This window comes from Streptomyces sp. MGP-BFMKR1 (assembly GCF_057766585.1).
In genome coordinates this window covers 3469091-3481543 of record NZ_CM173408.1, presented here as the reverse complement: position 1 = coordinate 3481543, position 12453 = coordinate 3469091, and the positions used below count along the sequence as shown (strand labels likewise).

At 74.7% G+C, this 12453-nt stretch carries 8 protein-coding genes and 1 pseudogene; 6 read left to right on the top strand and 3 right to left on the bottom strand.

Features of this window, described 5'->3' with window-relative positions; translation table 11 throughout:
* The first annotated feature begins 757 nt into the window (after positions 1–757).
* A complete protein-coding gene (locus AC3CHW_RS13120; protein ID WP_398609654.1) occupies positions 758–1273 on the top strand; it encodes a lytic polysaccharide monooxygenase auxiliary activity family 9 protein in 516 nt (171 codons plus the stop codon).
* Positions 1274–2116: 843 nt separating this feature from the next.
* Here the strand turns inward: AC3CHW_RS13120 and AC3CHW_RS13115 are convergent.
* Positions 2117–2746: a DUF4232 domain-containing protein gene (locus AC3CHW_RS13115; protein WP_488470581.1), complete on the bottom strand. Its 630-nt coding sequence runs from the start codon at positions 2744–2746 to the stop codon at positions 2117–2119.
* Positions 2747–3224: 478 nt separating this feature from the next.
* Positions 3225–4229 (bottom strand): esterase/lipase family protein, encoded by a 1005-nt coding sequence (locus AC3CHW_RS13110; RefSeq protein ID WP_488470580.1) that lies wholly within the window; start codon positions 4227–4229, stop codon positions 3225–3227.
* Between the two features lie 1152 nt (positions 4230–5381).
* Here AC3CHW_RS13110 and AC3CHW_RS13105 point away from each other — a divergent pair.
* The 3 genes from AC3CHW_RS13105 to AC3CHW_RS13095 all read left to right on the top strand — a co-directional run bounded on the left by AC3CHW_RS13105 (position 5382) and on the right by AC3CHW_RS13095 (position 9029).
* Positions 5382–6911, top strand: coding sequence for an SDR family oxidoreductase (locus tag AC3CHW_RS13105; RefSeq protein WP_488470579.1), 1530 nt, complete (start codon positions 5382–5384; stop codon positions 6909–6911).
* 172 nt (positions 6912–7083) lie between these two features.
* Positions 7084–8484: a cryptochrome/photolyase family protein gene (locus AC3CHW_RS13100; RefSeq protein WP_488470578.1), complete on the top strand. Its 1401-nt coding sequence runs from the start codon at positions 7084–7086 to the stop codon at positions 8482–8484.
* Positions 8485–8681: 197 nt separating this feature from the next.
* On the top strand, positions 8682–9029 hold the full coding sequence (locus tag AC3CHW_RS13095) for a VOC family protein (protein ID WP_488470577.1): 348 nt from the start codon (positions 8682–8684) through the stop codon (positions 9027–9029).
* Between the two features lie 77 nt (positions 9030–9106).
* Here AC3CHW_RS13095 and bla read toward each other — a convergent pair whose 3' ends face one another.
* On the bottom strand, positions 9107–10072 hold the full coding sequence (gene bla, locus AC3CHW_RS13090) for a class A beta-lactamase (protein WP_488470576.1): 966 nt from the start codon (positions 10070–10072) through the stop codon (positions 9107–9109).
* Between the two features lie 360 nt (positions 10073–10432).
* Between bla and AC3CHW_RS13085 the strand changes: the two are divergent.
* Both AC3CHW_RS13085 and AC3CHW_RS13080 read left to right on the top strand, forming a co-directional pair.
* Positions 10433–11311: pseudogene (locus tag AC3CHW_RS13085) on the top strand (LysR family transcriptional regulator); the annotation flags it as partial.
* Positions 11312–11544: 233 nt separating this feature from the next.
* Positions 11545–12447 carry a serine hydrolase gene (locus AC3CHW_RS13080; RefSeq protein ID WP_488470575.1) on the top strand — a complete coding sequence of 301 codons (903 nt, stop codon included), beginning with the start codon at positions 11545–11547 and terminating at the stop codon, positions 12445–12447.
* Positions 12448–12453: the final 6 nt, after the last annotated feature.

Here is a 12453-nt window from a genome sequence, read left to right as displayed (position 1 = left end):
GCGTGGGTGCGTGGGTGCGTGGGCTGGTGGGAGGTTGGGCGGGCTGGCGTTGGGGCGCTGTGCTGGATGGGCGGGGGCGTAGTGCCTGGGGGTGGGCTGAGGTCGGGCTGTTCGGCTGAGGTTCCCCGGCGCTCGCCGGCTGGGGCCTGGCCGGGGGCCCTGCTCCGAAGGGGGCGGTGGCGTGGGTGGTGAATCTGAGGGGGTGGGGAGGGAGGGGAGGGGGGAGGGGCCTCCAAGTGCCCACTCCGCAGGCGATGCCCCCGACCCACCCGCCCTGCCAGCTACCAGCAGCCGCGCGGCGGGCGCCGGTTGCCGGGCGCCGGTTGCCGCTGCCGGTGGTCCCGGCGCCGGCAGAGGTGGAATACGCGTCCGATGCCGGTGGCCTCGGCGCCGGCCGAGGTCAAATCCGCAGCGGGTTGCCGGACCACCCGTTCACAGACGTATACCGGCCCCCAGGCGCGCAGTTCATGCCCTCTGACCTGCGGAGTCCCGGACCTGCAGGCTGATGGCCCGTCAGTCCGCCAACGCGGCGCGATCCGGCTCCCTCGATGGAGGGGAAAAAGTTCGGATGGAACAAACTCTTGACCGCGCTCCGACAATCAGTATGGTCTAGACCAAGCAGGCGGCGTGGGGCCGCTGTTACGGCCGACGACCCGTGCCCCCACACCCGGTCGCCATCTGACACGCCCTGTGGCTCTGCGCCGCCTGCGGTTGTCACCTGCCCCCACGGCAGGCCCCCCACTCAAGGAGTTCCACCATGCGCGGTAAGAAGAAGCTGGCTGTCACTCTCGGTGCGGCCATCGCGCCGATCCTGGCCGTCAGTCTGCCCTCCGGCTCGGCCAGCGCCCACGGCTACATCAACTCGCCCCCGAGCCGTCAGGCCCAGTGCGCGGCCGGCTCCCTGCCCTGTGGCCCCATCAAGTACGAGCCGCAGAGCGTGGAAGGCCCCAAGGGGCTCAAGAGCTGCAGCGGTGGCAACGCCGCCTTCGCCGAGTTGGACGATGACAGCAAGCCCTGGAAGGTCACCCCCGTCAGCCGCACCACCAGCTTCAACTGGCGTCTGACCGCCCGCCACGCCACCAGCACCTGGCAGTACTACGTGGGCGGCAGCAAGATCGCCGAGTTCAACGACGGCGGAGCACGGCCCGGCGAGACCGTGACCCACCAGGTCAACTTCGGTGGCCTGTCCGGCAAGCAGAAGGTGTTGGCGGTGTGGAACGTCGCCGACACGTCCAACGCCTTCTACGCCTGTGTGGACGTGAACATCAGCTAGCCCGGAACCGGGCACGGCGGCGCCGCACGCCGGCGCTCTCCGCTCGATCCGCCGCGCCGCCGCACGGCGCGGGGCGGGTCACTCGGCGGCGTCCCCGGGGCGCCGGGGTGGGGCGACGACGGACTGCACAACTACGGCGGGGGCCGCCGTCCGTCGTCGCCACCGACGCCGCCGTGTCCACTCCCAGCTCGTCCGGCGCTCCCCAGCCGCGCTGAGCCCGCCGGTTCCGGCCGGCTCGCAGTCCGTAGGCGGCGACCGCCCTGACTCCTACCGGTCGCGCCAGACCTGACCAGACCTGACCAGCCCTCCGGCCGCTGTCAGCCCCCCGGCCGCTGCCAGCCCCCCCGGCCGCTACCGGGCTCCCGGGCCCTACCGATCGACCCGGGAAGCGCCAAATTCCGGTCGCCTCGGCCGCTCGTCGCCTCGGCCGCTCAAGCCCCCGCCGTCTCGGCCGATACGCAGCCCACGAGCCTCAACCGAGGCGACGGCCACGGCCTCGATCACGGCCGCGCCGGAAGTCAGCGCCGCCACCGAGGTCAGTTCCGAGGTGAAGGGGCGGAGGCCAGGCTCCCCGGTCCGGGACCCAAGCCGAGGTGAAGGCCCGAGGTCAGGCCCCCAGCCACGAACCCCCAGCCCGGCGCCCCAGCCGGGGCGAGAACCCGAGGTCAGGCACGCATCCCGGAGCCCAAGAGGCCGGGGCGAAGGCCCGCTGCCAGGCCCGTAGCCCCAGGTCCAGGTAAGGGTCGAAGTCGCAACCGGGCCGGGCCCGGGACGACAGCCACCGGACCTCAACCGCCCTTCAACCGGCCCTCAATCAGCCCTCGGCCAGTCCGCAGTCAGTCCTCAGCCGACCTTCGGGGGCGTGTCCGCGAGGGCGGTCACCTGGAGTCGGCCCCAGTCCACGACGCGGTCGAAGTTCAGGACCGCGGACCGGGTCTCGGCGGGCGGGGTGACCTTGAGGTGCCGGGAGTGCACGGCGTCCGTGCCCGACTGGGTCCAGGCGAGGTCGGCCCATGCCGAGTCGCCGGCCTCCACGCGTACGTTGGTCTTGCCCGGGTCCTTCGCGTACCAGGTCGAGCCCCACTCGGCCTTGGTGGCGAGCGGCTTGTGCTGGGTGTTCTCCAGGCCGAGCCCCGGGTAGCCGCGCAGGATGCAGGTGTGGTCGGTGGTGTTCTCGAACCGCAGGTAGATGCCCGCGTGGCTCATGCCGTTGCGTGCGCCGTCCGGCACGCCGCCCTTGTCCAGCGTGACCTTGAGGCCGGCGAGCTTGCAGGTGGGCGTGGCGGTCACCGCGGGCGCGCCGCGGTCGCCGGCCTGCTGGCCGACCGCGCCGGCGCTGCTCGCGGTGAGCCCGGCGGTTAACAGGGTCGCGGCCAGGACGGCGCCCCCGGCGATGGCGCGGCCTGGGCGCGCGGCGCGGCGCGGTGCGATGGTCGTGGTGCGGGCGGTGCTCGTGGTGCGAGTGCTGTGCATGATGGGTTGGCTCCTCCTCGTACGGGTCCGGCGTTTGTGCTCCGGATGTCGGTATGGACCTGAGTGCGCCCATTCCGTACTAGAAGTGACCCGATGAAGTGGCCAACGGAGGGGTCTCCTTTCAGCCAGGAAACGGGCCCCGGTTTGCCGACCGTGACCCCCGCCGAGCGCCCGGCTTCCCCAGCGCCCTCGGCCGGGCTTCCCCCCCCGCCCCCGTACGCGCATGCGTCAGCAGCTCAACTGCCCTACACCGCAAGTCAGTTGAACGCAGCGGGTGTCACCGTCCGTCAGGGAATGAGGGTGGGCCGAGGCCGGGTGGTCGCCGGCCAGGGGCTCGGTGGTGTGGGCGGGGGGGGGTGTGCGGTGTGTGGCCCGTATGGCGAAACGGCCGCCGAGGCGGCCGTTTCGCCCCGCACCGCTGCGAGCGTGGCTGCTCAGTGGGGGTGCGGGGGAGGGGCGGAAGGGTGCGCGCCGGCGGTTAGAGCGGCAGCCCGTAGTCGGTGCAGGTCGGCTTGAAGTGCGGGTCGTTGGGCCCGAGCGCGTTCACCACGTGCTGCACGGTCGGCCCGTCGACGAACATTCCCACATGGCCGACCGGGTCCGCCGGGCACTGGTCCTGGATGGTGATGTTGCGGACCGCGTCGCCCTTGAGGAAGGCGTTGGTGTACGGGGTGACGACGGCGTCCTTCGTGGTCTGGAGTACCACGTGGCGCACGCCGGGCACGGTGTCGCCGTCGGCGAAGAGGTCCTTCTGGAATTGGGAGTTGATCTCCTGCTGCTTGAGCGCCGGCAGGCCGACGAAGTCGAAGAGGTTGTTGACGAAGCCGATGATCCCGAGCGCCTCGCCGAGGTTGGTCAGGCCCGAGAGCGTGGTGCCGTGGTTGCTCGGCGACAGGGCGACCAGGGTGCCCACCTTGCCGGCGCCGTTCAGCCGCTTGAGGTAGTAGTTCGGCATCATGCCGCCCTGCGAGTGGCCGACGAGGTTGACCTTCGGCGCGCCCGTCGCGGCCAGCACCCTGTCGATGAAGGCGCTCAACTGTCGGGCCGACGCGGGGATGTCGGCCAGTCCGCCGACGCGGCCGAGCGAGAGGTGGTTCATGCCGTAGTTGAGGGCGAAGACGCAGTGGCCCGCGTTGGCGAGGGTGGGGGAGATCTTCGTCCAGTTGGCGCCGAGGTTCACGCCGGTGGCGTGCACGAGGACGACGGGGTACGGGTGCTCGGCGGTCGGCTTGCACCGCCAGTCGTTGGCGCCCTCGACGGCGCCCGGGCTGGCGATGAAGTTGCGTACGGCCTCCGACAGGCCGCCCACCGGGTGCTCGGCCCGCACGCTCGGCCCGGCCTGGGTCGTGCTGGCGGACTGTTCGGCCTGGGCCGGGCCGGCGGCGGTGATGGTGGCCGCGCCCAGGCACAGGGTCATGCCGACGGCCGTGGCCCAGCGGCGCACGGACCGTAGGGGGCGCCGGGGGTTGGGGGACTGGTTCATGAGGGTGGACCTCCGAGGGGGAGGGGCGGTGGCCGGCCCGTACTCGGGCTGGCCGGACCGCGTGGGGGCGTGCCGGATCGCCGCGCGGGCGCACGGCGGCACGGGGACAGCGCCGGACGGCGGGCGTGGGACCCGCCGCCCGGCAGGGGCGCGACCCGCGGTGCGGGCGTGCCTGACCTGGGGCGGGGCAGGGGGCGCCGCCGTGAGCGGGGCGTTCCGCGGTGGGTGTGCGCGGACGGCGGCGCCGGCGCGCGACGCTCGGGGCGCCGGCGCACGGCGGCAAGCTCGTGGCGAGACCGGGTGGCGGCCGGCGCGGCGCGAGCGAGCGGCCCGGCCGGGCCGGGCCGCGTGGGGGCGTGCCGGTGGAGCGGGTGGAGCGGGGGCGGGCGTGGGGCGTGGTGGGTGCGGGGCGCGCGGCGTGGTGCCGCGCGGTGGTGGGGCGCTCGTGGGGTGTGGGGGTGGTACGCGGTGGTGCGGGTGTGCCCGTGGGGTGGTCGGTGGTGCGGGGTGGTGCGGCGGCTCTGCGTACTGCGGGTGGGACGGGGGTGCGTACGTCACCGCGTGCGGGCCCGCGCTGCGCGGGCGTGCGCGTGGTGACGTTGCTGGCCACGGCCCGAAAGGAGGCGCGTCCAGCCGGTGTTACCTGACGGTAAGTCTGCGGTCGCGCGCATGACAAGAGGCGTGCGTCGAGCGAATGTGGGCGGCCTCCGGGCCGTACGGGGCGGGCCGGCGGCTGGGCTCGTAAGGGCGGGGCGGAGGGGGCTGGCCGGGCCGCCGGGGTGGCGGGACCGGCCGGGGCCAGAAGCGCCCGGGGCGTCCGAGCCGGTGGTGGACGCGCCGGCGTACGAGCGGGGCCGGGCCCGCGGGCCCGGCCAGATGAGCGAGCGCGCGGGCGCACGGGCAGGGCCACGCCCGCACCCGCCTCCCCCACGGCGCTGCCCTCGCGTGCACCACACCCGCCGCACCGGCCAAACAGCCCGCACCCGTCGCCTCCCGCGCCCCCGCCCACCGCCCCCCACGCCCCGCCCCGTCCCGCCGGACTCGTCCGACTCGCCCAACAAGACCCGCCCCAATCCAACCCAATCCGGCCTGTTCCGGTCTGACTCGACCTACTCTGATCGGATCTGCTCCCACGCGACCGAGGTGAACGGCGTGAACGATGACGGCCCGGGGGGACTGCACTGCCTGGTCACGGGAGCGACGGGGTACATCGGGGGCCGTCTGGTGCCCGAGTTGCTGGCGGCCGGCCACCGGGTGCGGTGCGTGGGGCGCTCGCCCGAGAAGCTGTACGCGCACCCCTGGGCGGACCGGGTCGAGATCGTGCGCGGCGACGTGCTGGACGCCGACGCGATGGGCGCCGCGCTGCGCGGCATCGATGTCGCGTACTACCTGGTGCACGCGTTGGGCACCGGGCGGAGCTTCGAGGACACCGACCGGCGTGCCGCTCGTACCGTCGGCGAACAGGCCGCCGCCGCGGGCGTGCGCCGGCTCGTCTACCTCGGCGGTCTCACGCCAGAGGGCGTACCACCCGCCGAACTCTCGCCGCACCTGCGCTCGCGCACCGAGGTGGGCGACATCCTGCTCGCCTCGGGCGTGCCCACCGCCGTGTTGCGCGCCGCCGTCATCATCGGTTCCGGCTCCGCGTCCTTCGAGATGCTGCGCTACCTCACCGAGCGGTTGCCGGTCATGGTCACGCCGAGTTGGGTGCGTACCCGCATCCAGCCGATCGCCGTCCGCGACGTGCTGCGCTACCTCGTCGGCTGCGCCGAACTGCCCGCCGACGTGAACCGCGCCTTCGACATCGGCGGCCCGGACGTCATGACGTACGTGGCGATGATGCGCCGGTACGCCGAGGTCGCCAGGCTGCCGCGGCGGGTGATCGTGCCGATCCCGCTACTGACGCCGGGGCTCTCCGGCTACTGGGTGGGCCTGGTCACGCCCGTCCCGCACGCCATCGCCAAGCCGCTCGCGGCCTCGCTGCGACACGAGGTGGTCTGCCAGGAACACGACATCGCCCGCTATGTGCCCGACGGGCCGAACCAGCCGCTCCCCTTCGACGCCGCCCTCGCCCTGGCCCTCCGCAGGGTCCAGGAGGCGCAGGTGGCCACCCGTTGGTCGTCGGCCGCGTTGCCGGGGGCGCCGAGCGACCCGCTGCCGACCGACCCGGACTGGGCCGGCGGCAGCCTGTACACCGACCACCGCGAGCTGACCGTGGACGCCTCGCCGGCCGCCCTGTGGCGGGTCATCGAGGGCATCGGCGGCGAGAACGGCTGGTACTCCTTCCCGCTCGCCTGGGCCGTGCGCGGCTGGTTGGACCGGCTGGCCGGCGGGGCCGGGCTGCGCCGTGGCCGGCGCGACGCCCAGCACCTGCGGGTGGGGGACGCGCTGGACTTCTGGCGGGTCGAGGCGGTCGAACCGGGCCGGCTGTTGCGGCTGCGTGCCGAGATGCGGATGCCCGGGCTCGCCTGGCTGGAACTGCGCGTCGACCGGGACGCGGACACCGGCCGGACCCGTTACCGGCAGCGGGCGCTGTTCCACCCGCGCGGGCTGCTCGGCCACGCCTACTGGTGGGCCATCGCGCCGTTCCACGCCCTCATCTTCGGCGGTATGGCCCGCAACATCGTGGGGGCCGCCGCGCACGAGACGGCGCCGGACGCGGTCCCACCCGCCGCGCCACGGTGACCGCCCCCGCCTCGATCCCGCGGACCGGCCTCGCGGGACGCGCCCCGCGAGGCCGGCCCGCCCGGGCCGGGCCCCGCCAGCCGACCTCGCGGAGAGGGGCGGGCCCGGGCCAGGACCCGCCCCTCTCCGCGGCCCCGTGCGCATGTGGATCACCGGACCAGGAGGGAAGCCGATGCGGGTTTCCGTCGTCTTGTTCACCGCCGACCTGCGAATGCACGACCACCCGCCGCTGCGGGCCGCCCTGGCCGGCGGCGGGCGGGTGGTGCCGCTGTTCGTCCGCGACAGCGGCATCGCCACGGCCGGCTTCGGGGCGCCCAACCGGGAGGCGTTCCTCCGCGACTGTCTGGCCGACCTCGACGCGGGGCTGCGGTCGCGCGGGGGCCGGTTGGTGCTGCGCTCCGGCGACGTGGTGGAGGAGACGTGCCGGGTCGCGGCGCAGGTCCTGGCCGGGGAGGTGCACGTGTCCGCGGGCGCCAGCGGCTACGCGCAGCGCCGCGAGGAGCGGTTGCGGGCCGCGCTCGAACGGGACGGGCGGCACCTGGTGGTGCACGAGGCGGTGACCACCGTCCTGCCGCCCGGCGCGGTGTCCCCCTCCGGGGGCGGAAGTCACTTCGCGGTGTTCACGCCGTACTTCCGCGCCTGGTCCCGGCAGGCGCCACGGGACCCGCTGCCGGCCCCGCGCGCGGTGCGGCTGCCGGAACGGTCCGTCGCCTCCGACCGGATGCCCGTGCGCGGGGGCGTGCGCGGGCTCTCGCCCGGGCTCGCGGTCGGCGGCGAGAAGGACGGCCGGCGGCGCATGACCGCCTGGCTGCGCGACGGCCTGGCCGGCTACGAGGAGGGCCACGACGACCTCGCGGGCGACGCCACCTCGCGCTTCTCGCCCCATCTGCACTTCGGCACGCTGTCGCCGGTCGAACTCGTCGCCCGGGCGCGCAAGGTCGGCGGGCCGGGCGCGGCGGCCTTCGAGCGGCAACTGTGCTGGCGCGACTTCCACCACCAGGTGCTCGCGGCCCGCCCCGAGACGTCCTCGGCCGACTACCGACCGCGCGGCGACCGCTGGCGCGACGCGCGCGAGCAGGCGGCCGAGGACGTCGCGGCCTGGCGCTCGGGCCGCACCGGGTTCCCCGTGGTGGACGCCGCGATGCGACAACTGGCGCACGAGGGCTGGATGCACAACCGAGGCCGACTGCTCACCGCGAGCTTCCTGACCAAGACGCTGTACGTGGACTGGCGGGTCGGCGCCCGCCACTTCCTCGATCTGCTGGTCGACGGCGACGTGGCGAACAACCAGCTCAACTGGCAGTGGGTGGCCGGCACCGGCACGGACACCCGGCCCGGCCGGGTGCTCAACCCGGTGCGCCAGGGCAGACGGTACGACCCGGACGGCGCGTACGTACGCCGCTGGGTGCCCGAACTCGCCGACCTGCCGGGGCCGGCGGTGCACGAGCCGTGGACCCTGCCGGCCGAGGAGCGGGCGCGTTACGACTACCCCGACCCGATCGTCGACCTCGCCGCCGGCCGGGACCGCTTCCACCGCGCCCGCGACCAGGTGACCAGGGATGACCTGGGGTGACCTGGGCGTATGGCCTGTGCGGGCCCGTTGGCCGGCCCGGTGGCGCGGCTCGGCCGGGGGCGAGTGTCAGTGGTGGCCCTTAGCGTGGTGCGTGGTCGCTCGCCGCTGCGGCGCCGCCGTCCGCTCGCCCCCGCACGCCCGGCCCCGCTCCCGGGGCCGGCCGCCACCGTCACCGCCACCACCCCACGGAGATCCCGATGACCATTCGCCGTGTCGTCCCCAACCTCGCCTCGCGGGCGCAGGAGGAGAGCCGTGACTTCTACGGCCTGCTCGGCTTCGAGGAGGTCATGAACCAGGGCTGGATCATGACGCTCGCTTCCCCGTCCCAGCCCGCGGCGCAGGTCAGCTTCATGACCGAGGACAGGACCGGGCCCGTGATCCCGGACCTGAGCGTGGAGGTGGAGGACGTGGACGCGGCGTACGCGGCGCTGCGCGACAGCGGGGCGGAGATCGTGCACCCGTTGCAGGACGAGGAGTGGGGCGTACGCCGGTTCTTCGTCCGCGACCCCAACGGGCGGGTGGTCAACGTGCTCGGCCACCGCTGACCCGCCCCCGCCCGCGTACGGAACCCGTTCCCGCCCGCTTACGGGGGACCCGGCCCGCCCGCCGGGTCGGGTGGCGGTCAGGACAGTGTGTCCGCGACCACCGAGGCCGCCTCCGCGATCAGCTTGTTGTCGTACTCGGCGTCCTTGTCGCGCCGGTTCGACATGATCGCCATGACGATGGGGGCCGAGTCCGGGGGCCACACCACGGCGATGTCGTTGCGCGCGCCGTACGTGCTGCCGGAGCCGGTCTTGTCGCCGACCTTACAACTCTTCGGCACGCCGGCCCGGATCAGCTCGTCGCCGGTCTGGTTGGTGCGCAGCCAGGTGGTGAGTTGGGCGCGTTCCGGCTTGCGGAGCACGTCGCCGAGGACGAACGCCCGCAGGTTGTTGGCGAGCGTCCGTGGCGTGGTGGTGTCGCGCGGGGACGCCGGGTCCCAGTCGCTGAGCCCCGGTTCGATGCGCTCCATCCGCGTGACGTCGTCGCCGATCCCCTCAAGGACGGCGTCCAGCCCCTTCGGGCCGCCGATCTCCTCGAAGAGCAGGTTGGCCGCGGCGTTGTCGCTGTAGCGCACGGCGGCGTCGCAGAGCGCGCGCAGGGTCATCCCGGTGTCGACGTGCTTCTCGGTCACGGGAGAGTTGGCGACCAGGTCGTCCTTGGAGTACCGGATGACCTTGTCGAGGCCGGACAGGGAGAACTCGCGCAGCACGGCGCCGGCCTCCAGGGCCTTGAACGTGGAGGCGAAGGGGAACCGTTCGCCGTCGTTGTAGGCCACCTCGCGCCCGCTGCCGGTGTCGACGGCGTACACGCCGAGCCGCGCGTCGAACTTCCGCTCCAAGTCCTTGATCTTGTTGGTGGCCGCGGACGCCGCCGCGTCCGGCGTGCCGGGCGTCGCGGCCGACGGCGGCGCCGACGACGCGGTGGCCGACCGGCTGGCCGAGGGCGACGCGTCGGCGGAGTCGTCACCGCCGCAGGCCACGAGCGGCGCGAGGGTCAGCGTGGCGAGCGCGCCGATGACGGCTCGCCGGGCACGGGTGTGCTGCATGGCGTGGAAACCTCCGGTGGGTGTGTGCCCCGTGTGGGGCGCGTGGCCGAGCCCCGCGCACGACGGAGCAGGGCGTGCTTGGAGTGGGGCGCGGGCGTGCGGAAGGAGGGGGACCGCCCCGCCGATGCCGGGCCGGGCGTCTCGGACCACCCTCGCGCCCGGCGGCCATGCGGTCCAATGCGCCCGCGCGCGGTTCCATGCGCAAACGGCATACGAGGCGACTGCGGGGCGGGGGCGGAGTGGGTGCGGGGCGGTGCGGAGTGGGCGGGGAGCGAGCGCGGTGCCGGCGTACGGGACTGAGACCGGGCCCGGAACGGGACTGGGACCGGGCCCGGAACGGGGCTGACATAGGGTGCGGGCGTGGATCTGGTGGGAGCGTGTCGCGCGTTCGTCAGCGTCAGCGAGCGCGGCAGCTTCACCGTCGGGGCCGCCGCCGCCCGCATGTCCCAGTCGGTGGCCAGTCGGCGGGTGGCTGCGCTGGAGGAACGGTTCGGGGAGCCGCTGTTCGAGCGCGCCTCGCGGCGCGCCCGGCTCACCCCGTTCGGCCGCGACATGCTGCCGGTGGCCAGGCAACTCGTCCAGGCGGCGGACGTGCTGCTGGACGAGGCGGAGGCCGCCAGGCGTAAACCGTGGCGGCTCGCGGTGCCCGACATCTGCTCGACGGCCAGGCTCGCCCGCCTCGTCGCCGACGCGCGCGGCCAGGGCGTCACGCTCGACCTGCGGGTCGCGGCGCCGGCGCAGCGCGGCGAACTCCTGCACGCCCAGCAGGTGCGGGCCGCGCTGCTCGCGGTGCCCGCCGCCGACGCCACCTGGTCCGTGCCGCTCGGCCTGGCCGGGGTCGCCGACCCGGGCGTACGGCGCGTCTACCTCGACACGCTGCGGGTCGGCCGGGCCAGCACCGGCCCGGCCCGGCGCGTGTGGGTGCAGCCCGAGGACGACGTACCGCACGTACGCGACCCGCTCGCACGGCTCCGCGACGCGGTCGGCCTGCGGCCCGCCCAACTCGCCACCGCTGCCGACCTGACCACCGCCGCCGCGGAGGTGCTGGCAACCCGCGACCTGCTGCTGTGCTCCCCGGACCAGGCCGACGAACTCGCCCTGCACTGGCGGCCCATCGGAGAGTTGGCGCTGCGCCGCGGGTTCGCCCTCGCGGCGGCGGGCGACGGCAACCCCCACCTCGTCCAGACCCGCCTGGGCCGGGCCATCGCCCGCTGCCTGGGCGCGGCGGAGGCCGATGCGGGCGGTACGGGCGCCGCGGGCGGTACGGGGGATGCGGGCGGTACGGGCGCGGCCGACGCGGGCGTGGCCGGTGCGGGCGCCACGGCCGATGCGGACGAGATGGGTACGGATGCGGCAGTCGGCGCGAACGTGGCCGCCGACGCCGACGCCGACGCCGACGCCGACGCCGACGCCGCCCCGGCCGCCGGTGCGGTCGTGCGCCGGAGCGGTGACGCGCGGGGGGTGGTCGGGGCGTGAACACCGAGTCGCTGCTGCGCGCGGCGCGCGAGTCGCTGCGCGAGGGTGGCCTGCGCGGCTGTCTGCTCGTACGGGACCTGCACACCGGCGAGGAGCTGGGCATCGATCCGGACACCCAACTGCCCTCCGCGTCCCTGGTCAAGGTCCCGCTCGCGGTGGCGACGGTGGAGCGTATCCGGCGTGGGGAGTTGGACGGGGCGATGGCGCTTGAGGTGCGGCCCGGGCGGATCAGCACGCCGGGCCCGACCGGGCTGAGCCGGTTCCGCCACCCGGCCCGGGTGGCGGTCGACGACCTGCTCTACCTCAGTACGTGCGTGAGCGACGGCACGGCGGCCGACGCGCTCTTCGAACTCACCCCGCCCGCTCAGGTCGCCGCCATCCTGCGCGAACTCGGCCTGCGCGACATCACCGTCCGACACGGCATGCGCGAGCTGTCCGAGACCCCCGAGGAGCGCTTCGACGCGACCCAGGCCCACCTCGCGCACGCGCTGGCCATCGACGCCGGCACCAGCGGACGCGGCCACCGCGTGCCCCAGCTCGACACCACCCGCGCCAACACGGGCAGCGCCCGCGCCTACGTCGACCTGCTCCAAGCCCTGTGGCGGCCCTCGGCCATCCCCCCCGAGGTGGCGGCCCGGACACGCGACCTGATGGCGCACAACCTGTTCCGCCAACGGCTCGCCCCGGACTTCAGCTCCGACGCCACCACCTGGTCCTCCAAGACCGGCACCCTGCTCAACCTGCGCCACGAGATCGGCGTCGTGGAGCACGCCGACGGCCAGGTCTTCGCCGTCGCGGCCCTGACCGAGTCACTGGTCCCCGCCAGCTCCCAGCCGGGCGCGGAGGCCCTGATGTCCCAGGTGGCCCGCACGTTGCGGGATCACCTGCGGCAACTGTGAGCGGGG

Coding starts and splice junctions, on each gene's coding strand:
- AC3CHW_RS13120 (WP_398609654.1), top strand. CDS start 758: ATGCGCGGTAAGAAGAAGCTGGCTGTCACTCTCGGTGCGGCCATCGCG.
- AC3CHW_RS13115 (WP_488470581.1), bottom strand. CDS start 2,746: ATGCACAGCACTCGCACCACGAGCACCGCCCGCACCACGACCATCGCA.
- AC3CHW_RS13110 (WP_488470580.1), bottom strand. CDS start 4,229: ATGAACCAGTCCCCCAACCCCCGGCGCCCCCTACGGTCCGTGCGCCGC.
- AC3CHW_RS13100 (WP_488470578.1), top strand. CDS start 7,084: ATGCGGGTTTCCGTCGTCTTGTTCACCGCCGACCTGCGAATGCACGAC.
- AC3CHW_RS13095 (WP_488470577.1), top strand. CDS start 8,682: ATGACCATTCGCCGTGTCGTCCCCAACCTCGCCTCGCGGGCGCAGGAG.
- bla (WP_488470576.1), bottom strand. CDS start 10,072: ATGCAGCACACCCGTGCCCGGCGAGCCGTCATCGGCGCGCTCGCCACG.